This is a genomic window from Phenylobacterium sp. (assembly GCF_041919955.1).
In the GTDB taxonomy this organism is placed as follows: domain Bacteria; phylum Pseudomonadota; class Alphaproteobacteria; order Caulobacterales; family Caulobacteraceae; genus Phenylobacterium.
In genome coordinates, this window is the sequence record NZ_JAYRSU010000001.1 from 75,100 (window position 1) to 97,812 (window position 22,713).

The 22,713-nt window shown below is 69.2% G+C and carries 22 protein-coding genes; 5 read left to right on the plus strand and 17 right to left on the minus strand.

Annotation, left to right across the window (positions count from 1 at the left end; translation table 11 throughout):
• Window positions 1-59: 59 nt before the first annotated feature.
• Entirely contained in the window at window positions 60-485 is a 426-nt protein-coding gene (gene arfB, locus ACE3T2_RS00310; protein ID WP_374653494.1) for an alternative ribosome rescue aminoacyl-tRNA hydrolase ArfB, read from the minus strand.
• Window positions 486-692: 207 nt separating this feature from the next.
• On the opposite strand from arfB, the gene ACE3T2_RS00315 reads away from it, so the two are divergent.
• Window positions 693-1,178: a GNAT family N-acetyltransferase gene (locus ACE3T2_RS00315; protein ID WP_374653496.1), complete on the plus strand. Its 486-nt coding sequence runs from the start codon at window positions 693-695 to the stop codon at window positions 1,176-1,178.
• Here ACE3T2_RS00315 and ACE3T2_RS00320 read toward each other — a convergent pair.
• Window positions 1,175-1,657 (minus strand): Fur family transcriptional regulator, encoded by a 483-nt coding sequence (locus ACE3T2_RS00320; protein ID WP_374654039.1) that lies wholly within the window; start codon window positions 1,655-1,657, stop codon window positions 1,175-1,177. The two genes, ACE3T2_RS00315 and ACE3T2_RS00320, sit on opposite strands and share 4 nt — an antisense overlap.
• A 141-nt stretch (window positions 1,658-1,798) precedes the next feature.
• Between ACE3T2_RS00320 and ACE3T2_RS00325 the strand changes: the two genes are divergently transcribed.
• On the plus strand, window positions 1,799-3,778 hold the full coding sequence (locus ACE3T2_RS00325) for a TonB-dependent receptor (protein WP_374653498.1): 1,980 nt from the start codon (window positions 1,799-1,801) through the stop codon (window positions 3,776-3,778).
• A 138-nt stretch (window positions 3,779-3,916) separates the two neighbouring features.
• Here the strand turns inward: ACE3T2_RS00325 and ACE3T2_RS00330 are convergent, their stop codons facing one another.
• The 4 genes from ACE3T2_RS00330 to ACE3T2_RS00345 form a co-directional block, all read right to left on the minus strand.
• Window positions 3,917-4,951, minus strand: coding sequence for a DUF4167 domain-containing protein (locus ACE3T2_RS00330; RefSeq protein ID WP_374653500.1), 1,035 nt, complete (start codon window positions 4,949-4,951; stop codon window positions 3,917-3,919).
• Window positions 4,952-5,200: 249 nt separating this feature from the next.
• Window positions 5,201-6,070 (minus strand): peptide chain release factor N(5)-glutamine methyltransferase, encoded by an 870-nt coding sequence (gene prmC, locus ACE3T2_RS00335; RefSeq protein ID WP_374653502.1) that lies wholly within the window; start codon window positions 6,068-6,070, stop codon window positions 5,201-5,203.
• Window positions 6,067-6,846 carry an MOSC domain-containing protein gene (locus ACE3T2_RS00340; protein WP_374653504.1) on the minus strand — a complete coding sequence of 260 codons (780 nt, stop codon included), beginning with the start codon at window positions 6,844-6,846 and terminating at the stop codon, window positions 6,067-6,069. The genes prmC and ACE3T2_RS00340 overlap by 4 nt, the downstream gene beginning before the upstream one ends.
• 38 nt (window positions 6,847-6,884) lie before the next feature.
• The gene (locus tag ACE3T2_RS00345; protein WP_374653506.1) at window positions 6,885-8,213 is read right to left on the minus strand and encodes an alpha/beta hydrolase family protein; all 1,329 of its coding nucleotides are present in this window, start codon (window positions 8,211-8,213) and stop codon (window positions 6,885-6,887) included.
• Between the two features lie 135 nt (window positions 8,214-8,348).
• Here ACE3T2_RS00345 and ACE3T2_RS00350 point away from each other — a divergent pair, with 135 nt between their 5' ends.
• The gene (locus tag ACE3T2_RS00350; RefSeq protein ID WP_374653508.1) at window positions 8,349-9,548 is read left to right on the plus strand and encodes a YihY/virulence factor BrkB family protein; all 1,200 of its coding nucleotides are present in this window, start codon (window positions 8,349-8,351) and stop codon (window positions 9,546-9,548) included.
• Here the strand turns inward: ACE3T2_RS00350 and prfA are convergent.
• From prfA to ptsP, 8 genes are all read right to left on the minus strand, one after another.
• A complete protein-coding gene (prfA, locus tag ACE3T2_RS00355) occupies window positions 9,545-10,621 on the minus strand; it encodes a peptide chain release factor 1 (protein WP_374653510.1) in 1,077 nt (358 codons plus the stop codon). The genes ACE3T2_RS00350 and prfA overlap by 4 nt on opposite strands.
• 124 nt (window positions 10,622-10,745) lie before the next feature.
• Window positions 10,746-11,039: a hypothetical protein gene (locus tag ACE3T2_RS00360; RefSeq protein WP_374653512.1), complete on the minus strand. Its 294-nt coding sequence runs from the start codon at window positions 11,037-11,039 to the stop codon at window positions 10,746-10,748.
• 89 nt (window positions 11,040-11,128) lie between these two features.
• Window positions 11,129-11,605 carry a hypothetical protein gene (locus ACE3T2_RS00365; protein WP_374653514.1) on the minus strand — a complete coding sequence of 159 codons (477 nt, stop codon included), beginning with the start codon at window positions 11,603-11,605 and terminating at the stop codon, window positions 11,129-11,131.
• 57 nt (window positions 11,606-11,662) lie between these two features.
• Window positions 11,663-12,127, minus strand: coding sequence for a hypothetical protein (locus tag ACE3T2_RS00370; RefSeq protein ID WP_374653516.1), 465 nt, complete (start codon window positions 12,125-12,127; stop codon window positions 11,663-11,665).
• Between the two features lie 68 nt (window positions 12,128-12,195).
• The gene (ispG, locus tag ACE3T2_RS00375; RefSeq protein ID WP_374653518.1) at window positions 12,196-13,335 is read right to left on the minus strand and encodes a flavodoxin-dependent (E)-4-hydroxy-3-methylbut-2-enyl-diphosphate synthase; all 1,140 of its coding nucleotides are present in this window, start codon (window positions 13,333-13,335) and stop codon (window positions 12,196-12,198) included.
• 42 nt (window positions 13,336-13,377) lie between these two features.
• The gene (locus tag ACE3T2_RS00380; protein WP_374653520.1) at window positions 13,378-14,154 is read right to left on the minus strand and encodes an LOG family protein; all 777 of its coding nucleotides are present in this window, start codon (window positions 14,152-14,154) and stop codon (window positions 13,378-13,380) included.
• Between the two features lie 56 nt (window positions 14,155-14,210).
• On the minus strand, window positions 14,211-15,209 hold the full coding sequence (locus ACE3T2_RS00385; protein WP_374653522.1) for a helix-turn-helix domain-containing protein: 999 nt from the start codon (window positions 15,207-15,209) through the stop codon (window positions 14,211-14,213).
• A 169-nt stretch (window positions 15,210-15,378) separates the two neighbouring features.
• Window positions 15,379-17,637, minus strand: a complete 2,259-nt coding sequence (gene ptsP / locus ACE3T2_RS00390; RefSeq protein ID WP_374653524.1) for a phosphoenolpyruvate--protein phosphotransferase — start codon at window positions 17,635-17,637, stop codon at window positions 15,379-15,381.
• 188 nt (window positions 17,638-17,825) lie between these two features.
• Here ptsP and ACE3T2_RS00395 point away from each other — a divergent pair, with 188 nt between their 5' ends.
• Window positions 17,826-19,547: an alpha/beta hydrolase gene (locus ACE3T2_RS00395; protein ID WP_374653526.1), complete on the plus strand. Its 1,722-nt coding sequence runs from the start codon at window positions 17,826-17,828 to the stop codon at window positions 19,545-19,547.
• Here the strand turns inward: ACE3T2_RS00395 and ACE3T2_RS00400 are convergent.
• Complete coding sequence (locus ACE3T2_RS00400) at window positions 19,544-20,092, minus strand: N-acetyltransferase family protein (RefSeq protein WP_374653528.1); 549 nt, start codon at window positions 20,090-20,092, stop codon at window positions 19,544-19,546. The two genes, ACE3T2_RS00395 and ACE3T2_RS00400, sit on opposite strands and share 4 nt — an antisense overlap.
• A complete protein-coding gene (locus ACE3T2_RS00405) occupies window positions 20,065-20,703 on the minus strand; it encodes a helix-turn-helix transcriptional regulator (RefSeq protein WP_374653530.1) in 639 nt (212 codons plus the stop codon). The genes ACE3T2_RS00400 and ACE3T2_RS00405 overlap by 28 nt, the downstream gene beginning before the upstream one ends.
• Window positions 20,704-20,774: 71 nt before the next feature.
• Between ACE3T2_RS00405 and ACE3T2_RS00410 the strand changes: the two genes are divergently transcribed.
• Complete coding sequence (locus ACE3T2_RS00410) at window positions 20,775-22,172, plus strand: MFS transporter (RefSeq protein ID WP_374653532.1); 1,398 nt, start codon at window positions 20,775-20,777, stop codon at window positions 22,170-22,172.
• Here ACE3T2_RS00410 and ACE3T2_RS00415 read toward each other — a convergent pair.
• Window positions 22,141-22,707 carry a TetR/AcrR family transcriptional regulator gene (locus ACE3T2_RS00415; protein WP_374653534.1) on the minus strand — a complete coding sequence of 189 codons (567 nt, stop codon included), beginning with the start codon at window positions 22,705-22,707 and terminating at the stop codon, window positions 22,141-22,143. The two genes, ACE3T2_RS00410 and ACE3T2_RS00415, sit on opposite strands and share 32 nt — an antisense overlap.
• Window positions 22,708-22,713: the final 6 nt, after the last annotated feature.

Sequence of the window (22,713 nt, forward strand, 5' to 3'; positions counted from 1 at the left end):
CGCACCTTATGCGCCGCAGGGCGCCGACGCCAAGGGCCGGAAGGTCAAATCAATGCGCGTCAGTCGTCGCCGCGGACCTTGCCGCGCATGGCCTTGACGCCGCCGCGGCGGACCTTGGTGTCGACCCGGCGCTTCTGCGAGGCCTTGGTCGGCTTGGTCTTCTTGCGCGGTGGGGGCGGCGGCTCGGCGGCCTTGCGGATCAGGTCCAGCAAGCGTTCCAGCGCATCGGCGCGATTGCGCTCCTGGGTGCGGAAGCTCATGGCGGTGAGCACAAGCACCCCGTCCTGGGTGAGCTTGCGCCCGGCCAGACGCATCAGCCGCACCGCGACGTCGTTGGGCAACGAGGGCGAGCGGCGCACGTCGAAGCGCAGCTCGACCGCGGTCGAGACCTTGTTGACGTTCTGGCCGCCGGGACCGGCCGCGCGGATGAACCGCTCGACAATCTCGTCTTCCGACAGGCTGATGGCGGGGGTGACTTCGATCACCGGCTTTTCCGATTCCTTCGTTCGCTCTAAGCTTAAACCATGCGAGCCGTCGTAATCCTTATGCATGTGACCCGTTGCGCCGCCCAGGCCGGGCCGGTGAGGGACGTCGTGCGCTAGAGGCGAGCCGCCGCATCCACCACCAGCCCCGCCGGCGACGGACGGGGCTTTTTGTTTGCGCCCGTCCCTCCCCCGACATGAGGAGAGACCATGAGCGAAATCACGATCCGGGCGTCCGAGCCGGAGGACGTTCCAGACCTGACCGAACTGCTGAACCAGCCCCGCGCGGTGTGGGGCACGATGCAGTTTCCGTTCACCGGCGTCGCCCAGCGCGCCAGGAAGTTCGAAAGCCGGCCCGAGACCCATCTGGTGGCGGTGATCGAGGGCAAGGTGATCGGGACGCTCGGTCTTGGGCGTCAGGAGGGGCGGCGCGCCCATGCCGGCGTGCTGGGCATGGCCGTGCACGACGCCTATGCCGGGCGCGGGGCCGGGACGGCGCTGATGGCTGCGGCGGTGGAGCAGGCCGACCGGTGGCTCGGCCTGACGCGGCTCGAGCTGTTCGTCTGGACCGACAACATGCGGGCGATCGCGCTCTATGAGCGGTTTGGGTTCGAGCGAGAAGGCGTGATGCGGCGCTATGCGTTCCGCGACGGCGAGTATGTCGACGCGCTCGGCATGGCGCGGCTGCGCGGCTAGTCGGCCCGGCAGGCGGCGCAGCGGCCGCGGGCTTCCAGGGTGATGGTCGAGACCTGATAGCCGGCCGTCTCGGCCGCAGCGAGCTGGCTGGAGAAATCGGGCTCGAATTCCTCGGCCGCGCCGCAGCAGTCGCAGATCAGGAAGGCGGCGCGATGTTCGGCGCCGTCGATCCGGCAGGGGACGTAGGCGTTGAGGCTCTCGATCCGGTGCGCAAAACCCAGGCGTTCGAGAAATTCGAGCGCCCGATAAACAGTCGGCGGCTTGGCCGGCTCGCCATGCTCGCCGAAGGCGGCGATCAGGTCGTAGGCCTTCTGGGGCGAGTCGGATTCGAGCAGCAGCTCCAGCACCCGCCGACGGGGGGTGGTGAGCCGCTCCTGCGTTGCTGCGCAACGGTTTTCGGCCGCGCTGAGCGCGCGGTTGAGCGCCACGCCCTTGAGGCCAGGATGCGCGCCGTCCGCGTGATGACACTCGGTTCCCATGTGCATTGGCTACCTCTCCGCGCGCATATCGGCAAGCAAAGGCGCTTGACGGCTGGTTATGTTATCTCATAACGGGCTTGTGTTATTTCGTAACGGCCGCCCGAGTCTTCAAGGGCGACCGCCAGTGCGCGAGGCGCCCCGATGATCAAGCCGCAACTGCTTGCCGCAGCCAGTCTCCTTGCGCTGGCGGCAGGCCCCGCCCTGGCCAACGACGCGCCCAAGGAAGTGTCGGAGGTGGTGGTCACAGGCGCGCCCTATGTGGTGTCGATGGACTCCACCACGACCAGCGTCGACGTGGTCAACCGGGACGACCTGGATACTGCGCCGGCGGCGGGGTTGGGGGACGTGCTGTCGGGCCTGCCGGGCGTGCGCTCGACCTTCTTCGGTCCAGGCGCGAGCCGGCCGGTGATCCGGGGCCTGGCCGGCCCGCGGGTGCTGGTGCTGACCAACGGCGTCGGCATGATCGACGCCTCGGCCCTCTCGCCCGACCATCAGGTGGCGACCGACCCGCAGGAGGCCGAGCGCATCGAGGTGCTGCGCGGGCCCTCGGCCCTGGCCTATGGCGGGTCGGCCATCGGCGGCATCGTCAATGTCATCGACGACCGCATCCCCAATAAGATCGAGGACGGCTTCCACGGCCGGATGCTCGCGTCGGGCTCCAGCGGCGACCGTGGGCACATGGCCTCGGCCGCCTTCAAGTACGGGGTCGGCGACTGGGTGTTCAGCCTGGACGGCCTGCGCCGCCAGAGCGAGGACTACGAGGTCCCGGTCGAGCAGACGTCGCGCCGGCTGGCCGAGCAGGAGGGCCTGCCGATCCCGCTGCGCGAGAAGACCAAGGTGGTCAACAGCGCCGTCGAGCTGACCAACTACGGCGGCGGCGTCTCCTACGTCGGCTCGCAGGGGTATGCGGGCCTCTCGATCAAGAAGACCGACACCACCTACGGCATCGCCGCCGAGGAGGACGTGACCATCGGCCTGGAGCAGACGCGGGTCGACGCCCAGGGCGAGCTGAACATGGACCTGGGGCCGTTCGACAAGGTCCGCTTCTCGGGCGGTTGGGCCGATTACACCCACACCGAATACGAGGGCGCGGAGGCCGGCACCAAGTTCCTGTCCGACGGCTGGGAAGGGCGCCTGGAACTGGTGCAGCCCGACCGTAACGGCTGGCAGGGGGCGATCGGCTTCCAGGCTCTGCAGCGCAACTTCGACGCCATCGGTGAAGAAGCGCTGATCCCCAAGACCAAGATCACCGAGCAGGGGATCTTCACCCTGCAGCGGCTGGATAAGGATACGTGGGGGATCGAGGGCGGCCTGCGGGTCGACAAGCGCACCCTGGACAGCGAGATCGCCAAGCGCGACTTCACCAATGTCTCAGCCTCGATCGGGGCGTTCCTGCGCCCGGCCGAAGGCTGGTTCATGGGCGTCAGCGGTTCGCGCACCAGCCGCGCGCCGACCGAGGAGGAGCTGTTCTCGGAAGGGGCGCACCCGGCGACCCAGCAGTTCGAGGTCGGCGACGCCGCCCTCGACGAGGAGATCTCGTACTCGCTGGACGCGACCCTCCACTATTCAGGCGGGCCGTGGTCGATGGACCTGCACGCCTTCGCGGTGAAGTACGACGGCTTCATCGACCTGCGCGCCACCGGCGACGTGGACGAAGACTCCGGCTTCCGCATCTATCACTTCGTCCAGACCGACGCGAAGTTCTACGGAGCCGAGGCGGAGGCCGCCTACAAGCTCTGGCAGGACGGGGATCGCAGCTTCACCCTGGAGGGCGCGGCCGATTACGTCCGCGGCGAGACCGACCTGGGCGTGCCGCCGCGCATCCCGCCGTGGTCGCTGACCGGCCGGGCGGTGTTCGAGGGCGGCTGGTGGACCGGCAAGCTGGAGCTGCGCCAGGTGGGGGCTCAGAAGCGGGTGGCGGAGTACGAGCTGCCGACCGACAGCTACCGGATGCTGAACGCCTCGGTCACCGCCACGCCCTTCCACGACAAGAACCTGAAGGTGTTCGTCGAGGCGCGGAACATCAACGACGTCGAGGCGCGCGAGCACGCCTCGTTCCTCAAGGAGTACGCGCCGCTGCCGGGGCGCAGCTTCCGCATCGGGGCGGGGTATCGGTTCTAGGTAGGAGCTCCCTCCCCCGTGTGGGGAGGGACAGACCGCGACGCGGACTGGGTGGGGACTGCAGATATGCATAAGGCCCCACCCGTCTCGCCGCTTCCGCGGCGATCCACCCTCCCCACAAGGGGGAGGGAGATTAACTCAGGCGTCTTCAGTTTCGTTCGAGTTGGCGTCGCCGCCTTCGAAGCTGCGCGGGGCGCGGCGACGGCGGGGCTTGGGCTTGTCGTCGCCTTCGACCGCGGCCGTCTCAGCCGGAGCCTTGGGCGTACGCGGCGCGCGCGGGGCCTTCAGGAAGGCCGGGGCGTGGCTCTCGCCGCCGTCCTCGTCGCGCAGGACGGGAGACGGGCGGTCTTCCTTCGACACCAGCGGGGCGGCCTGCGGCTCAACGACGGCCAGCGGATCGCGCTCGCCGCGTTCCTGGCGCTCGCCACGTTCAGGGCGCTCATCGCGGTCGCGGCGGCCTTCGAAACGCTCGCCGCGCGGGCGGTCGTCACGGTCGCGGCGGTCTTCGCGCTCGCCGCGCGGCCGGTCGTCGCGCTGGCGGTCCTCACGGGGGCGGTCGTCGCGCTGGCGCTCGTCGCGGGGACGGTCATCGCGCTGACGATCATCGCGGTCGCGCCAACGGTCGCGGCCACGGCCTTCGAAACGGTCGCCGCGCGGGCGGTCGTCACGGTCACGACGGTCATCCCGCTGACGATCATCACGCTGGCGGTCGTCGCGGTCGCGCCAGCGCTCGCCGCGCGCCTGCTGGCCTTCACCTTCGCCGGCCTCGCCGCCTTCGCTCTCGGCCGCGGCCGCCGCAGCAGCGGCGGCTTCAGCCTCGGCCGCAGCCTGCGCGCCGCTCTCGTCCTCGAAGTCGATGTCGAGGCCGCCGGAGAAGTTGTCGCGGCCGAGAATCTCGGCGGCGGGCTTAGTCGGCTGCATGGCGCGCACGACGCGGAAATAGTGCTCGGCGTGCTGCAGGTAGTTTTCGGCCAGCACGCGGTCGCCGGACGACGACGCGTCCCGGGCGAGCTGCTGGTACTTCTCGAAGACGTGCTGGGCGTTGCCGCGCACCTTCACGCCGTCGGGCCCGTTGGAGTCGAAGGCCCGGTTCGCGTTCTGCTGCTGCGGCTTGCCGCCGCCGCCACCGCGATTGCGGCCGCGCTGGCGCTTCATACCCTTGAAATCTCTCATTCTTTATGTCCGCCGCCGCGTCGGTCTTCGCCGGGGTGCGCGCGGTCTATCCTCTCGCCTTGATCGGGCGGTTCGCCCGAAAGTCCGTGTTGAAGACGTAAGTGTTCTCCGTCGTCCGCCCTGACCTTGAGGCGCGAGACACGCTAAGCCTGCGCGCCTGCCGGAGCGGTTTTCCGTCCCGGTTTCTCAGGACGGCCCAAACCTCTAGCACCGGCGAATTGGGTGGAGACGAGATAAAGACTTAGCGATTCACTTGCGGGTTTCCAAGGGGTTTTTCACGCCCACGACGACACGGTCGTGAGTGGACAAGTCCTTGATCGTCCATACGTCGCTGGCTGCCGCAGCGTTAAACAGCGCCTCGACTGCGTCCTTTTGGTCGTAGCCGATCTCGACGGCGAAGAGGCCGCCCGGCTTCAGCACGCGCATGATCTCCGGGGCCAGGGCGCGGTAGGCGTCGAGGCCGTCCGGGCCGCCGTCCAGGGCCAGGCGGGGGTCGAAGTGCTTCACCTCGGGATCCAGGGTCTCGATGACGTCGCTGGCGATATAGGGCGGGTTGGAGACGATGACGTCGAAGCTCTCGTCGGCGAGGCCCGCGGTCCAGTCGCCGCGCGCGAAGGCCACGCGAGAGGCCAGGCCCAGATTGGCGGCGTTCTCACGCGCCACCGCCAGGGCCTCGTCCGAGATGTCGGTGGCCAGGCCCTTGGCGGCCGGCCGCTCGGCCAGGATCGACAGGATGATGGCGCCCGAACCGACGCCCAGATCGAGGATGTTGAAGGCCATCTGTTCGGGGAACTGCTTCAGCACGTAGTCGACGATGACCTCGGTCTCGGGGCGCGGGGTGAGGACGTCGGCGTTGACCGCCAGCATGACCTTCCAGAAGCCCTTCCGACCAAGGATGTGGCTGACCGGCTCGCGGCGCTCGCGGCGCGAGACATAGTCGGAGAGGCGGCTTTCCTGTTCAGGCGTCAGGGGACGGTGCGGATCGGTGACGATGTCGGCGCGGGTGGCGTCCGCCGCAGCTTCCACCAGCAGGCGCGCGTCGATGACCGGCCCGACCAGCCCGACGGCTTCGAGCCGCGTCTTGGCCGACTGCCAGGCCTGAAGCAGGGTCATGGTCATGCGATGGGCTCCAGGGTGGGGGCCGTGGCGGCGTCTCCCACGGTGACGCGCCCGGATTCGGTGACGTGGACGTATATGCCCAGGTTCATGTGGCCATAGTTGTCGAACAGCGCCTTGACCACATCCATGTCGCGTTCGGCGGTGGTCGGATCGACATGGGTCGCCACGCAGCGGACGATCGGCTTGAAGACCCTGGCCTTGGCGAAGCCGACCATCAGGTCGCGCCCCTCCCAGTCGTTCTCGACCCAGGCCGGCCAGCCCTCGACATAGAGGTTCGCGCGGAAGCGCAGCGGATCGACCGGGCGGCCGATCCGGGTCTCCAGGTCGCGGAGGCTGGCCATGTTGATGATCGAGACGTCGCCCTTGGGATGGTCCATGAACCGGTGGCCGGGGGCGTCCACGACCTTGAGCGGGCCGCGCACGTCCTCCTCGCCGATCAGGTCAGCCAGCCAGGCCTCGAAGGCCTCGCGGGCCTGCGGCTCGGCCAGGCGGCCCGAGAACGGCGGCAGGCCCTCTGCGGCGGCGCTCAGCACGCCGGTTTCCTCGTCATAGGCGGTGCGCGCCTTGGCCACCTGCGGGATCGCCGCGAGGACGGTGAACTTCTGTTTGGTCACCCAGGCGGGCGCGGCGGGATCGAAGCCGGAGGGGCCGTTCTCGACCGCAAACAGGCGATCACAGGGGAACGGCCCGCCGGCGGTCAGGTCGGCATGGGACAGCCGTTCCGGGGTGAATCCCTTGACGGGGTGGCGATAGATCGCCGCGACGTGGCCGCTCATGTTCCCTCGATCGAAGCGCCGGCGCGTTCCGCAGCCGGTCAGGGTCTGGCCGGCGCCTCGGCCAACCTCAGCGCCGCTCCGTAGCGCCCCGGCAGGGTTCCCGTCTTCGCATAGTCGACGTCCGCCCGGAAGTAGCCGTCGGCGTAGCGGGTCGGGGTGCGCTCGCCGTCGGCGGCGGTCTCGAACTCCAGGATGCCGTGGTCGGTCTTGGGGAACTCGATCACCGTGACCGGGCGGCCGGCCTGGGCCAGGGCGAGCAGGCGGCGGCGGGTCTCTTCGACTGGGGCCTCGCGGTCCGATCCGGCCAGGATCCAGAGCATCGGCGTGTCCAGCTTCTGGAGGACGGGCAGCGGCTCGTAGTCCCAGGAGGTGCCGACGTCGGCCTTGCGGCCGAGCTCGATGGCCTCCGCGCGGGTGTGGTGGACGATCTCGCCGCTGTACTCGCCCTCGACGTCCTTGAACCACGGCTCCCGGCCGTGGGTTTGGCGCAAGGCGTCCAGCTCGTCCCAGCCCTGTTCGAAGCGGGTGGCCATGATCTTGCCGGTGATGTCGGTCAGCTTGCGGGCCTTGGCGAGGACGTCCTCGCCGTAGCCCTTCTCCTTCAGGCCGAGCAGCACCTCGCTGCGGTCTTCGGCCAGCGCGCTCTCGGCCATGCCGAAGCGGACGATGACGTAGTCGACCGGTGTCTGGCTGGCGGCCAGCGGGGCGATCCAGCCGCCCTGGCTGCCGCCGTCGAGGCCGACGCGGCCGGCGCGGGCGCCGGCCAGGCGGCGGGCTTCCTTGACCGCGGCGACGGCGTCGCGGGCCAGGACGCGGAAGTCCTGGGTGTACTTGCCGTCCGATGCGCCTGTGCCGCGCTTGTCGTAGACGAAGACGCCGACGCCCTGGGCCGGCCAGGCGCGCTGCTCGAAGTAGCGGTCGCGGCCCGAATAATCCTCCGAGCCGTGGACCAGGATCGAGATCGGGACCGGGCCGTCACCCTCGGGCAGGACCAGGCGGCCGGCGAGCTTCACGCCGTCGCCCATGAAGGTGGTGTCGATCGCCTTGAACTTCAGCTTCTGCCCGGCCTGGCCGGCGAAGGTGATGCGCTCGTCCTCGCAGGTTCCAAAGGCCACCTGCACGCCGTCAGGGCGGCCGGTCCAGCCGAGGGTGCTGGCGAAGCCGCCGGTGGAGTCGAGCTTCAGTTCGCCGCTGCGCCCGTCCATCAGCCGCCAGCGCATGGCGTCCTTGGTGGGCGCGACATCGACGAGCGAGCCGTCAGCGAGACGATAGACGCCGACATGGCAGCGGGCGGCCGGTTCGGCGGCCTGGGCGGCGGCGGCCTGGGCCAGCCCGAATGCGGCGGCGATTGCGATCCAGGTTCTCATGAGGTCTGCTCCCATCCACGGCGGGTGTGCACCGGGCGCCCGAGACAAGTCCAATGACCGATTGGTAAGGCTTGGCTGGAACGTCCCGGAAGCGGGGGTGTTTCTGGCGCTCGGGCGGCTGAAGGCGGAGAAAACATGGCGCAGGATCGCGACGCGAGCAGGACGAAGCGCCTTGCGTCCCTGGCCTGGCGCGCCGCGCCCTGGGTTGGCCTGATCGCCATGACCGAGCTCTGGCGGCGCAGCCGCAAGCCCGCACCGGGCAATCTGAGCGTGGAGGTTCAAGCGCCGCCGGACGCCTTCGATACGGCCGAACCGGGACGCGGGCGGCTGGCGCGCGCGCCGCATCACATCCCGCTGCTGGGCTGGAAGGATATCGCCTGGCGCACCTATCAGGAGATCGGCCGCGACCGCCTGCCGGCCGTGGCTGGCGGGGTGACCTTCTACACCCTGCTGGCGCTGTTCCCGGCGATTGGCGTGTTCGTCTCGCTATACGGAATCTTCGCCGACCTGGCGGCGGTGGAGACCCAACTGCGCGAGATGTCGAGCGTGTTCCCGCGCGAGGTGGTCGACATCGTGGGCGACCAGATGGTGCGGCTGGCGACGCGCCCCCAGGCGACCTTGTCGGTCGCGTTCCTGGTCAGCCTGCTCCTGTCGATCTGGTCGGCCAACGCCGGGATGAAGGCGCTCTTCGACGGGGTGAACATCGCCTATGACGAGGAGGAGAAGCGTCACATCGTGCGGCGCACGGCCCTGACCTACTTCTTCACCTTCGGAGCGCTGCTGTTCCTGGTGATCATGACCGCGCTGCTGGTGGCCGCGCCCCTGATGTTCGAGCGGCTGGGCCTGGCCGCGCTCGGTGCGGTCTGGATCCCGCTGCGATGGCTGATCCTTTGGGGCATGGCGGCGGGAGCCTTCTCGCTGCTCTATCGCTATGCGCCCTGCCGGGCGCGGGCGCGCTGGCGGTGGGTGTCGCTGGGCGCGGTGCTAGCCTCGGCGGCCTGGCTGGGCGGTTCGCTGGGTTTTTCCTGGTATCTCAACAACGTCGCTCATTTCGACGTCACCTACGGCTCGCTGGGGGCCGTCGTGGCGTTCATGACCTGGATCTGGTTCTCGGTGATGGTCGTGCTGCTGGGCGCGGAGCTGAACGCCGAGATCGAGCATCAGACGGCCCTGGATTCGACGACCGGCGCCCCTGCGCCCATGGGCGAGCGCGGCGCGGCCATGGCCGACAGCGTCGGCCTGGCCTTCCATCTGGACGTCTCGAAACTGAGGGAAAAGGCGGTCGAGGACGGCCGCCGCCAGGCTGAGCGCGTGCGCCAGGTCTTGCGGCGCTAGTTGTACTCGTCTTCCAGGGCGGCCAGGCGCGCGGCCTGGTCCTCGGCGATCAGCGGGTTGATCACGTCGTCCAGGGCCTCGCCCTCGATCACCTTGGCCAGGTTGTAGAGGGTCAGATTGATCCGGTGGTCGGTCACCCGTCCCTGCGGGAAGTTGTAGGTGCGGATACGCTCGGAGCGGTCGCCCGAGCCGACCTGACTCTTGCGGGCGTCGGCGCGGGCGGTATCGAGCGCCTCGCGCTGCATGTCGTAGAGCCGCGCCTGGAGCACCTTCATGGCGCGGGCGCGGTTCTGGTGCTGGGACTTCTCGGACGAGGTGACCACGATGCCGGTCGGCAGGTGGGTGATGCGCACCGCCGAGTCGGTCTTGTTGACGTGCTGGCCGCCGGCCCCTGATGAGCGGTAGGTGTCGATGCGCAGGTCCTGGTCGCGGATCTCGATCTCGACGTCCTCGACCTCGGGCAACACCGCGACGGTGGCGGCCGAGGTGTGGATGCGCCCGCCGGCCTCGGTCTCGGGGACGCGCTGGACGCGGTGCACGCCGCTCTCGAATTTCAGCCGGCCGAACACCCCGTCGCCGGTGATCGAGGCGATGATTTCCTTGTAGCCGCCGACCTCGCCCTCGGAGACGCTGTCGATCTCGACCCGCCAGCCCTGGTTCTGGGCGTAGCGCTGGTACATGCGGAAGAGGTCGCCGGCGAACAGCGCCGCCTCGTCGCCGCCGGTGCCGGCGCGCACCTCGAGGATGGCCGAGGCGTTCTCGTCCTTGTCCTTGGGCGCCAGCAGCAGGGCGACCTCGCGCTCAAGCGCGGGCAGGCGTTCGTTGAGGGCGGCCAGTTCGTCCTGGGCCAGGGCCGCCATCTCGGCGTCGCCGGCCTTGGCCATTTCCTCCAGTTCGGGCAGTTCCTCGCGGGCGCGGGCGACGGCGGTCACCGCGTCGGCCACCGGCTTGAGCTCGGCGTGCTCCTTGGACAGGCGCACGATCTCCGCGCCGTCGGTCGCCGCGCCCATGCGCGCCTCGATCTCGCGGAAGCGGTCGAGGACCTGATCCAATCTGGCCTGGGGAAGACGCACGGCTGCCGGTCACCTTGTCGAAGAGGGAGGCTTCTCTAACGCTCTCGGCCGTTCTTGCCAAACGCGCAGCAAAAAGGGCTCCTCGCCAGGAGGAGCCCTTTCCGTCCGCTTTCGCGGCGACGTCTTAGACGCGCACGCCCGAGAGCGGGGCGTTGCCGAAGGCGCCGAGCTTCACGTTGCCGCTCATCGAGTCGCCGGCCACGGTGGCGGTGAACTCGAGCGTCATCGGCATCGGCTGGGTGATGGCGGTCGACCAGGTCAGGGTGTCGCCGGCGACCTTGCCTTCGATCGTCTGCTCACCCATGCGGCCCTTGGTCGAGCCGGTGAAGGTGTCGCCGCTGGTGGTGATGGAGGCTTCGACCTCCTGGGCGCCCATGGGCGATTGAATGGTGATCTTCCAGTTGCCGTCCGCGGACATGGTGTCCCTCCCTGGGGTTTAGGTCGGGCACCTAATCAAGGCTGACGGGTAAGCGCAAGAGGTGACGCTGGCGTCATCTTTGACAATGTTCATTTTGAAAGCGGTTGCGCGCCAAACGAGAAGCCTACCGAGCGCAAGGCCGCCGCCAGGCCAAGCATGCGATCATAGAACTCGTTGGCCGCCTCCATCATCTCGGGGGAGGTGAAGACCGCCCCGGGGGCCTGCAGGCCCCCGCCCACCCGCTCGACGATGCCCATCTCGATGAAGGAGGCGACGTAGGCGTCGATGATCTGGGGCGGCGCGCCGATGGTGCGGTACAGCGCCTCGAGCGGGACCGGCACGCTGGTGCTGTCGGGGCCGATCTCATTCAGCCCCGTGTAGCGGGCGTCGCCGATCAGGTGCTCGCCGTTGGCGCTCCAGATGGCGCTGAAGATCATCAGGGCGAACATGTCGCCGCCGTGGAGACGCGAGAAGGCCTTGAGGATCTTGATGATCTCGAAGACCGAGACGCGCAGCACCGCGCGGCGATTGTCCTTGTCGGGCCGGCCTGCACTCATCGCGCTCACCCATTCTTACTGCACTGCAGCAATCTATGCTTAAGCTTGGCGCCGCCGGTCAACCGTCTATGCGCCGTCGTCTCCGAACGAGAAGCCGGCGACGCGCATGGCCTGGACCATGGCGACGACCCGTTCATACAGCTCCGATGTCCCGTTGAGCATGGCAGGCTGGGTGAAGACGGCGGTCGGCACGACGAGGCCGCCAGCGATCTTCTCGACCCAGCCCTGTTCAATCAGCCGCTCCAGATAGGACAGCAGGATTTCCTCGGGCATCGGAATGGTGCGCTTGAGCTCCGCGACTGCGACAGGCTTGCGCGTGGCGTTGGGCGGAATGTTCTTCAGCTCGGCGAAACGCGGATCGCCGATCAGGTGCTGGCTATTGAGCACCCAGATCGCGGTGAAGACGATGTATTCGATGACGTCGTTGTTGTGGACGCGCGCCATGGAAGACGCGTTGTGCACCATCTCGGCGGCGACGATACGGACGATCGCCCGGCGGTTATCGGTCATGCTGTCGGCAATAGTGGTCACGGCGCACCTCGATCCCCCGCGGGAGAGGTTAGCAGCGCTTTCGCCAACAAGATGTGAAGCGGCCTGCTTTATTCGGCCGCTTCGAGCGTTTCCTGGGCCTTGGCGAGTTCGGCGGCCTTGGCCTCGACCAGCTCGACGATGTGGTCGACCATCCTGTCGTTGTCCATCTTGTGGTCCGGCTTGCCGGCCAGATAAACCATGCCTGCGCCCTTGCCGCCGCCGGTGAAGCCGACGTCGGTCATCAGCGCTTCGCCGGGACCGTTCACGACGCAGCCGATGATCGACAGGCTCATGGGCGTGGCGATGTGGGCCAGGCGCTGTTCCAGCGCCTCAACGGTCTGGATGACGTTGAAGCCCTGACGCGCGCAGGACGGGCAGGCGATGATGTTCACCCCGCGGTGGCGCAGGCCCAGCGACTTCAGAATGTCGAAGCCGACCTTGATCTCCTCGACCGGATCGGCGGCCAGGCTGACGCGGATGGTGTCCCCGATGCCGGCCCAGAGCAACGAGCCCATGCCGATCGACGACTTGACGGTGCCGGTGCGGGTCGCGCCCGCCTCGGTGATGCCGACGTGCAGCGGGCAGTCGATCGCCTCGGCCAACTGCTGATAGGCGGCCACGGTCATGAAGACGTCGGAGGCCTTCACGCTGATCTTGAACTCGTGGAAGTCGTTGTCCTGAAGGATGCGGGCGTGGTCGAGCGCGCTCTCGACCATGGCCGCGGGACAAGGCTCGCCGTACTTTTCCAGAAGGTGCGGCTCCAGGCTGCCGGCGTTGACGCCGATGCGCATCGAGCAGCCGTGGTCGCGCGCGGCCTGGATGACTTCCTTGACCCGCGCGGGCGAGCCGATGTTGCCCGGATTGATCCGCAGGCAGGCCGCGCCGGCTTGGGCCGCCTCGATACCGCGCTTGTAGTGGAAGTGGATGTCCGCGACGAGCGGGACCTTGGCCTCGCGGGCGATGGTCTTGAACGCCCTGGTCGAATCCTCGTCCGGGCAGGAGACCCGCACGATGTCCGCGCCCGCCTCCTCCAACTGGCGGATCTGGCCGAGGGTGGCCGCCGCGTCCGCCGTCAGGGTGTTGGTCATCGACTGGACGGTGATGGGCGCATCGCCCCCGACCTCGACCTTGCCGACACGGATCTTGCGCGAGGCGCGACGGTCGATCATGCGCCAGGGGCGGACGTGGGTATGGTCTTGAACGCTCATGGACGTGGAAAATAGGGCTTCCCGAGGCAAAACGCGAGGCCGCTAGGTGATGTCCTCGCCGGGCTTGAGGCCGCAGTCCAGGAGGCATTTCCACACGCCTTCAGCGGATTCGGCGAAGCGGAAGATGTCGAGATCGGACGGGTGGATCATGCCTTCGGCGACCAGGACGTCGAAATTGATCGCTGCGCGCCAGTAGGCCTCGTCGAAGAGGACGATCGGGATGGGCGGCGCCTTCTGGGTCTGGCGCAGGGTCAGCAGTTCGAACAGTTCGTCAAACGTGCCGAAGCCGCCCGGGAAGACCACCAGAGCGTTGGCGCGCATCGCCAGATGCATCTTGCGCATGGCGAAGTAGTGAAAGCGGAAGGTCAGGTCGGGCGTGGAATAGGCGTTCGGCTCCTGCTCGAAGGGCAGGGTGATGTTGAAGCCGACCGTGGGCGCGCCAGCCTCGCTCGCCCCGCGGTTGGCCGCTTCCATGATCCCCGGCCCGCCGCCGGTGGCGATGACGTTGTCGCGGGGGCCGCCGTTGCGCAGAATCGCACCGCCGCGTTCGGAGGCGATCTTGCCGAACTCGCGGGCCGCTGCGTACCAGCCCGCGTGGCGACCGGGCCCCTTTTCGCCGATACGGGCGCTGCCGAAGACGACGATGGTGGAGCGCACGCCCCAGGCGCGCAGGGCTTCCTCGGCCTTGGCGTACTCCAGCAGGAAGCGCACGCCGCGCATCGAATCGCCGAGCAGGAAGTCCTCGTCCAGCGCGGCCAGGCGATAGGACGGCGAGGCCATCTGGGCCGCGTTGCTGGGGGGATTGGCGTCAGCCGCCATACCGGGAACCTCCTGTACTCGAAAGGAGGCAACTTCGCCGAGACCGGAGGCGGAAGCTAGTCCAGCAGCTTGGCGGCCGGCATGGTCGGAGCCGGCATCAGGCCCTTGCTCTGGCCGCCCACGAAGACCTGGAACGCGGCCGGGTCGGAGACCTCGAGCCCAAGGCCGGCGCGGTTGGGCACGCGATAGGCCTCGCCCGGCGAGAGTTGGCGGGCGAAATAGGCCGCCCCGCCGTCGCCGCGCACGATCAGCGAAGCGCCCTTGCGGGCCTGGAGCGTGATCACCGAGTCTTGCGGCTGAGCGCCGTAGACCGCGCCCTTGGGCGCGAAGGTCGGCGGCAGCGGCTGTTGCGGCTGCTGGGGCTGGGCCTGGGGATTGGCGGCCGCGGCCTTCTTGGCCGCCGAGACGGCGTCGGCCTGGCCGCCTGCGGCGGTGGCCGCGGCGAGGCCGGGCGTCTCGTAGAGATCGGGCGTGGTCGACTCGACCGGCGCCGGGAGCGGCGCGCCCAGCGAAACCGGCCCCTTGGCCGCGCCGAGCTTGGCCTTTGCGACCGCGGCCGGCGGAGCGGTATGCGGCGGCGGCGCGTCCTGGGTCATGGCGCGCTGCGCCACGTTCCATAGAATGATGGCGCCTAGGATCAGCATGCCGCCGCCGACGATCAGGGTCAGGCGCGGGTCCTTGCCGTCCTGGACGCCGACCGGCGCGCGCAGAGCGGTGTCCGGCGCCGGCTCTTCGCGGCGGAACCGCTCGACGGCCGCGTCGCCGTCGAAGCCCAGCGCGATGGCGTAAGCGCGGATGTAGCCGATGGTGAAGGGCCGCGAGGGCAGTTCTTCCAGCCGCATCTCCTCGATGGCGGCAAGATAGCTGCGGCGAATTCGAGTGGAGTCGGCGAGTTCTTGCAGGTCCTGGCCGCGGAACTCGCGAGCCGCCTTCAGGGCCGCGCCAATATCGGGGCCCGCGTCAATGGTGGGAATCAGCGTCTCGCGGCGGTTCGTTTGCCGGCGACCATCGGCGCGCAAATTCAGGTTGGTAACCCCGCCAGTATCGAGCGGCATGGCTACTTGGCGCCTCTTGCTGGTGCTGCGATCTAAAGGCGAAACCACGCCCGGCCATCGTTACTGTGAAGGTCTTAATATTCTATTGTGAATATCATTCGAGCCGTTGAAATTCAATGCGCTAGTCGGACGCGGTCATGAAGAACCGCTTGCGCGCGCCGCACGAAGTCTAGATGGCCAGATACAATTTGCGGGCGAGAGTTTCGATCTCGTTGCGGATCGAGCCGGCCGAGCCGCGGATCAGGCTGAGGACGCCGCGGCGCGCGGCCTCGCGATCGCAGGACAGCACCATCTGCTTGACCGGCCCGATGCCGGCCGGCGGCATGGACAGGCGGTCGAAGCCGAGGGCGACCAGGGCGAAGGCCTCCAGCGGGCGCCCGGCCATTTCGCCGCACACCGAGACCGGGGTGCCGGTCTCCTCGCAGGCCTTCTGAATGGTCTCCAGGGCGCGCAGGGCCGGGGGCGACAGGAAGTCGTAACGGTCCGACACCCGCGGGTTCCCGCGGTCTGCCGCGAACAGGTACTGCATCAGGTCATTGGTGCCGACGCTGACGAAGTCGGTCATCGGCAACAGGGCGTCCAGGTGCCAGACCACGGCCGGCGCCTCGATCATCGCGCCGACATCGAGGCGCGAGGGGGCGGGGCGGCCGCGGCGCTGAGCCCAGGCGACCTCGTGGTCGACCAGGGCGCGGGCGGCGCGGAACTCATCGACGCTGGCCACCAGGGGGAACATGATCCGCAAGGGACGACCGCGGGCGGCGGCGATCAGGGCGCGGAGCTGCAATCGCAACAGGGCGGGGCGGTCCAGCCCCATGCGGATGGCGCGCCAGCCTAGGGCGGGGTTCTCCTCGCGCTCGGCTTCCAGATAGGGCAGCACCTTGTCGCCGCCGAGATCGAGGGTGCGGAACGTCACCGGCCTGTCGCCGGCCGCGTCCATCACCCGGCCGTAGAGCGCCGTCTGGGCGTTGAAGCGTGGCATCTCCTCGGCGACCATGAACTGGAATTCGGTGCGGAAGAGGCCGATGCCCTCGGCGCCGGTCTCCTCAAGAATGTCGAGGTCGACGTCGAGGCCGGCGTTCATCAGCAGCGTGACCTTGGCCCCGTCGCGGGTGAAGGCCGGGGTGTCGCGCAGCTTGGCGAACTCGGCGCGGCGTTGCTTGCGGACCTCCAGGCGGGCCTGGAGCGCCTTCACGACGTCGGCGCGCGGGCGCAGATAGGCCTCGCCGGTCTCGGCGTCGACGATGACCGGGTCGCCCTCGGAGATCTTGTCACGCAGGCCGGGCAGCCGCCCGACGCAAGGGATATCGAGCGCGCGGGCGACGATGGCCGCGTGGCTGGCCGATGAGCCTTCCTCCAACAGCAGGCCCGCCAGCTTGGTGCGGTCGTACTCGAGCAGGTCGGCCGGGCCGAGGTTCCGCGCGATCAGGATCGCGTTCTCGGGCAGGTCGCGCGCCGCGTGGCCGTCGCCGGACAGGTGGCGCAGCAGCCGGTCGGCCAAATCCTCGAAGTCGTGCAGCCGCTCGCGCAGATAGGGATCGCGCGCCTGGCCGAGGCGCGCGCGATGCTCGGAGCGCACGCGCTCGACCGCGGCCTCCGCGGTCAGGCCGTTGCGAACCGCGTCCTCCAGGCTGCGGTTCCAGCCGCGGTCGTGGGCGAACATCTTGTAGGTCTCGAGCACCTCGAACGAGGCGTCGACCAAGCCGTGCTCGCCGCTGAGCATGTCGTCGATCTGGGCCTGGAGGCCGGCGACGGCGGCTTTCAGCTTGGCCTCCTCGGCGGCGACGTCCTCGGCCAGCAGCTGGCTGGGGGCGACCGGCGGTTCGTGCAGGACCGCCACGCCCAGGGCCAGGCCGTCGGCGAAGCGCGAGCCGATCAGCCGTTCGGGCCGGTGCGGGGCGATCTCGACGCCCTTCAGCTCGCCTTCCAGCTCGCCGCCGGCGACCATCTCGGCCAGCACCATGGCGACGATCTGGAGGTCCTCGACCTCGTCGTCGGTATAGATGCGCTCGGTGCGGTTCTGGACCACCAGCACGCCGATGGCGCGCCCGCCACGCAGCAGCGGCACGCCGAGGAAGGCGTGGAACGGGTCTTCGCCGGTTTCCGGGCGATAGGAGAAGGCTGGGTGGTTGGGAGCGTCCGACAGGTTGAGCGGGCGGCCCAGGCGCATGATCTCGCCGACCAGGCCCTCGCCCGGCTTCATGCGGGTGACGTGCACGGCGCCGGGATCGAGGCCCTCGGTCGCGAACAGCTCCATGTCGCCGCTCGCGCGGCGCATGTAGAGCGAGCAGACCTCCGCGACCATCGACCCGGCGATGATGCGCACCACTATGTCCAGGCGAGACTGAGCCGGCCCGCCCGAGGCGAGCGCTTCGCGTATCTGCCGCAGCAGGCTGCGTTGTCCGCGAACGGCGACGCCCGGCATGGCCATCAAACGGCTTCTCTCCCTGTCTCAACCGCCCTCTAGCAGCTTTGAACGTCGGAACGGAGACGAAAAGCCCTCCGCGCGACTTTGTGAGGTCAAGCTGCGCGCATTAAGCGCAGCCGTGCGACCCTGGCGCGCAGCCCGGCGCCACAGCATAGTCGCCCGCAGAACGCGGTTCGTCTGGGGAGGCGGCGATGGGCAAGGGGTGGCTGGCGTTCGTCGGCGGTTGGGCGGTGATCTTCATCGGCGCGCTGCTGGCGCATCTGGTGCAGACGGCCGGCGGGACGCTGGTGCAGGACGTGCGGATCGCGGGCGACCGGGGCACGACGATCTCGGCCCTGGTCTATACGCCGCCGAGCGCGAGCCCCGCGCGGCCGGCGCCTGGCGTGCTGCTGGCGCACGGCTACATCAACACCCGCGAAATGCAGTCGGCCTTCGCCATCGAGCTGGCGCGGCGCGGCTTCGTGGTGGTCGCGATGGACCAGCCGGGGCATGGCGGGTCGGACGCCATCGTCGGCGCGAACGACTTCGGCGGTCCGGCGGCGCTGCGCTATCTCAAGAGCTTGCCGCAGGTCGACAAGACCAATATCGGCCTGGAGGGCCACAGCCTGGGCGGCGGGCCGGTGGTCGGGGCCGCGGCTTCCGATCCGACCGGATACAAGGCGGCGGTGCTGGAGGGCTCGACCCCCGCCATCGGGGCGGTGTTCGGATCGAAAGCCAAGGCCGATCTGCGCAACCTGGCCATCGTCTTCGGCGGCTATGACGAGTTCGCGCCGTTGATGTGGCAGGTTCCGCGCGGGTTCGACGCCCCGCGCTCGGCGGCGATGCAGGCGCTGTTCGGCCTCTCGGGTCCGGTTGAGCCCGGCCGCGTCTACGGCGACATCGGCGCGGGCGGCGCCAAGGTCCTTTACACCCCGCCGATCACCCATCCGTGGGAGCATTTCTCGGCCGGCGGCGTCGCCCCGGCGGTGGGCTGGTTCCAGACCGTGTTGGACGGCGAGGCGCGGCCGCTGGCGCCGAGCGACCAGATCTGGATCTGGAAGGAGGCCGGGACGCTGATCGCGCTGACCGGGCTGGTGGTCCTGATGCTGGCGACCTTCGAGCTGCTGCTAGGCGTGCGCTGGCTGCGGCGGCTGGCGCGGCCGGCCGAGCCCGAGCAGTCGGCCCGCCGCGGGCGCTGGTGGGCGGCCCTGGCGCTGACGGTGCTGGTTCCGGCCGCCACCTACTTCCCGGTGATGAAGCTGGGGATGCTGTTCTTTCCAATGCCGCTCTTTCCGCAATGGATCGGCAACCAGCTCGTGGTCTGGGCGATGGCCGGGGCGGTGATCACCCTGCTGGCGGGACTGTGGCTGAAGACGCCGAATACGTTGCGAGCGGACTGGCCGCGGTCAGCGGCGGCCGCGCTGCTGACCTTGGCCGTCGCAGTCGGCGCCGTGCATGTCGTCGACCGCTTGCTGCACGTCGACTTCCGCTTTTGGGTGGTGGGTCTGCGACCGCTGGACATGGCCCACGCCGTCGTCGCCTTAGCCTATCTGCCGTTCTGGACGGTCTTCTTCGTCGTCGCCCTGCGCAGCCTGCACGGCCAGCTGGCCCTGGCCGGCCAGCGGCGGGGACGCCAGTATGCGGTAGCGATCGCCGCGCTGGCCTCGGGCTTCGTGCTGCTGCTGGCGGTGCAGTACGGCGCGCTGTTTACGACCGGCCGACTGGCCCTGCCGGACGAGGCGCTCAACACCATCATCGCCATCCAGTTCGTGCCGCTGATGGCCATCGTCGCAGTGGTCGCGGTCTTCACCTACCGGCGGACAGGCAGCCACCTGCCGGGCGCGCTGATCAGCGCGCTGTTCGTCACCTGGTACGTCGTGGCCGGGACGGCCATGCACTGGTCGCCGCAGTTCCAGCTGCCGATGCCCGGCTAAGGCGCCTTCACGCGCTTGGCCATCAAGAGGTCCGGCTTGCCGAACCCGTTGGCGTCGGGGATAAGCCCGACCGGCTCGTAACCGAGCTTGCGATAGAAGAAGAACGGATGGCCGGTGGTCGGCGCGATGGCCGCCAGCTTGGCCAGGGCGCCGGGGAAAATGTCGGCGCCGAAGAGGCTGGTCCCGCCGACCTCGTCGTCGGTTCCCAGATAGACCGTCAGTCGTCCCATCGCGGCGGCGCGTTCCTCCAGCGCGCGGGTCAGCGCCGCGCCGATCCCGCGCCCGCGATGGCCGGCCTCCACCGCCAGCGGATGCAACTCGACTGCGTGGGTGTAGGCGATGATCCCTCCGACCAGACCCAGCACCCGTCCCTTCTCGACGGCGGCCATGGCGAAGCGGTCGGGATCGACGAAGAAGCTTTCAATCTCGGCCTCGGCCTCGCCCGGTTCGCTGTAGGCCTCGACGGCGGCGAAGGCCTCTCGAAGGATCTCGGCGCATTGCGCGCGCTGTTCGGCGGTCAGGTGCTCGAAGACGATGATGTCCATGGCCTGACCAGATAGGCGCAGCGCCGCGCCCCCGCCAGGACATGCTCGGTGCGCTCGACGCTGGCGGGGGCCAGCAGGGCGCGGAACATCGCCAGTTCCGAGCGGCAGAAGCCTTGGCAGGCCGCGGCGGCGGCGCAGATCGGGCAGTGGTTCTCGATCAGCAGATAGCCGTCCTCGATCGGCCGCCACTCGGCCATATAGCCCTCGGCCGCGCGCAGGCGGGTCAAGCGGTCGAGCCGCGCCGCGATGTCGGCGGTTTCGGCGATGGCTTGGCGATAGCCGGCCTGCGTCGCCGCTTCGCGCCGCTGGACCAGCCGTTCAAGCCCGGCCTCGCCGAACTCGGCGCGCACGGCGTCCAGCAGTTCGACGGTGAGCTGGGCGTGGGTGTTGGGGAAGCGGTCCTGACCCTTGGCGCTGATCGACCACGAGCGGCTGGGGCGGCCGACGCCCTGGCGCTCCAGGTCGTACTGCACCAGCCCTTCCGTCTCGAGCTTTTCAAGCTGCTGCAAAGCGCCCTGGCGCGACACGCCGAGTTGTTCGGCCAGGGAACGGGTCGAGGCCGGGCCCTTGCTCTTGAGCAGCAGCAGGATCTGTTCGGAGGTCGAGCGCATTTGACAACTGAATGATTGCAAAATCGTGGCGTCGGGTCTAGGCCGAATATGCAAAGTTGGAGATTGTCAAAATGCGCGCCGACGGGAGCTGGGCCGACGTGATCGGCGAGGGGCGGCTGCCGCGCTTCGTGCTCATCTGCCTGGGCGTCTGGATCAGCGCAGCCGACTCGATGGTCACCGCGACAATCATGCCCAGCGTCGGCGCGGACCTGGGAGGCTACGCCTATTTCGGCTGGGCGACGGCGGGCTTCCTGCTGGGGTCGGTGATGGCGGGGGCGAGCTCGGGCCTGCTGGCCCTGCGGTTCGGGCTGCGGCGCGCGACGGCCGCGGCGGCGATCCTCTACGCCGTGGGCTGCGCGCTGAGCGCGGCGGGACCGGATATCTGGAGCTTCCTGATCGGGCGCGTGCTGCAGGGACTGGGCGGCGGCTGGGTGGTCGGCTTCTGTTCGGTCGCGATCGGCCTGATGTTCCCCGACCGACTGTTGCCGCGGGTCTATGCGACGGTGACGGCGATCTGGGGCGTTGCGAGCCTGCTGGGACCGATGATCGGCGGGATTTTCGCCGATCTGAACGCCTGGCGCTGGGTGTTCTGGCTGTTCGCGATCCAGGGCTTCGCGGTGGCCTGGGCGGCCTATGTGATGCTGCCCCGCGGCGAACAGGGCGACGCCGGTGCGAAGGTGGCGTGGGCGCAGCTCGGCCTGATCGCCGCCGGCGTGGCGGCCATCGGTCTGGCCGATTTGGCCGGGGACTTTACGCGCTCGGGCCTGTTGATCGCGCTGGGCGTGGCGCTGCTGGGGGCGATGGTTTGGCTGGACGGACGCACGAGGGTGCGGCTGCTGCCGCGCGGCGCCGGGAGCCTGTCCAGCATTCCAGGCGCCGGTTTTGCGGCGATGTTTCTGATGACCGTCGCGTCCATGGGCTTTTCGATCTACGGCCCGGCGATCCTGCAGAAGCTGAACGGCCTGACGGCGCTGGAGGCCGGCTATGTGGTCGCCGGCGAGGCCGCGGCCTGGACCGCCATGGGCCTGCTGGTCGCGCACCTGAGCGGGGCCTGGCCCGTCAGGATGATCCGTCTGGGATCGATCGTCGCGGCTCTGGGCGTGCTGTTCTCAATCTTCGCCTTTCCCGCCCATTCGGTGATCGGGGTGATCGTGGCCGGCCTGTTCCTCGGCGGCGGCTTCGGCTTGTCGTGGGCGTTCATGAGCCAGCGCATCCTCGCCTCCCTGCCCGAGGGCGAGGAGCGGGCGATCGGGGCGGCGGCCATGACCACGGTGCGCCTGACCGGCTCGGCGGTCGGGGCCGCAGCGGCCGGCGCGGTGGCGAACCTGGTCGGCTTCTCCGGAGGCCTGACGGACGATACCGCCGGGGCGGCGGGGCTCTGGGTGTTCGCCTCGGTGCTGCCGGTGGCGGTGCTGGGCGCGATGGGCGCCTTCCGCCTCACCGGGAAAGCGACAGCGCCCCAAGCATGATGCGCGACAGCGCGGCGACCGCTTCCGCGCGGCTTATCCGCCCGGCGGCCGCGGCCGCGCCGAGCGTGTCGGCCGCCCCGATCAGGCCGTGCAGCACCGCGCGCCCGGCCTTGCCCGGCAGGTCGGCATAGCGCGACAGGGCTTTCTGGTAGAGGTCGACATAGCCGTCGCGCAGGGTCTGGCGGAAATCCTCCATCTCCTCGCTGGCCGACAGCGCCGCGGCGATGGCGCCGAACTCAGGGCCGGCCTGCAGCACGCAGTCGACATAGGCGGCGGCCAGGATGGCGACGGCGTCGTCCAGGGTGCGTGCGTCGCTGGCCAAGGCCGCCTGCGTGGCCTGCGCCTGGCGCTCGTCGAAATAGCGATAGAGGGCGATCAGCAACCCCGCGCGCGTGCCGAAATGCTCGTAGGCGATGGGCTTGGTGACACCGGCCTGTTCGGCCAGTCGCGCCAGGGTCAGGGCGTCGGTGCCCTCGGCCCGGACGATGACGGCGGCGGTTTCCAGCAACTGGGCGCGCCGCTGGTCCTTGGACATGCGCTT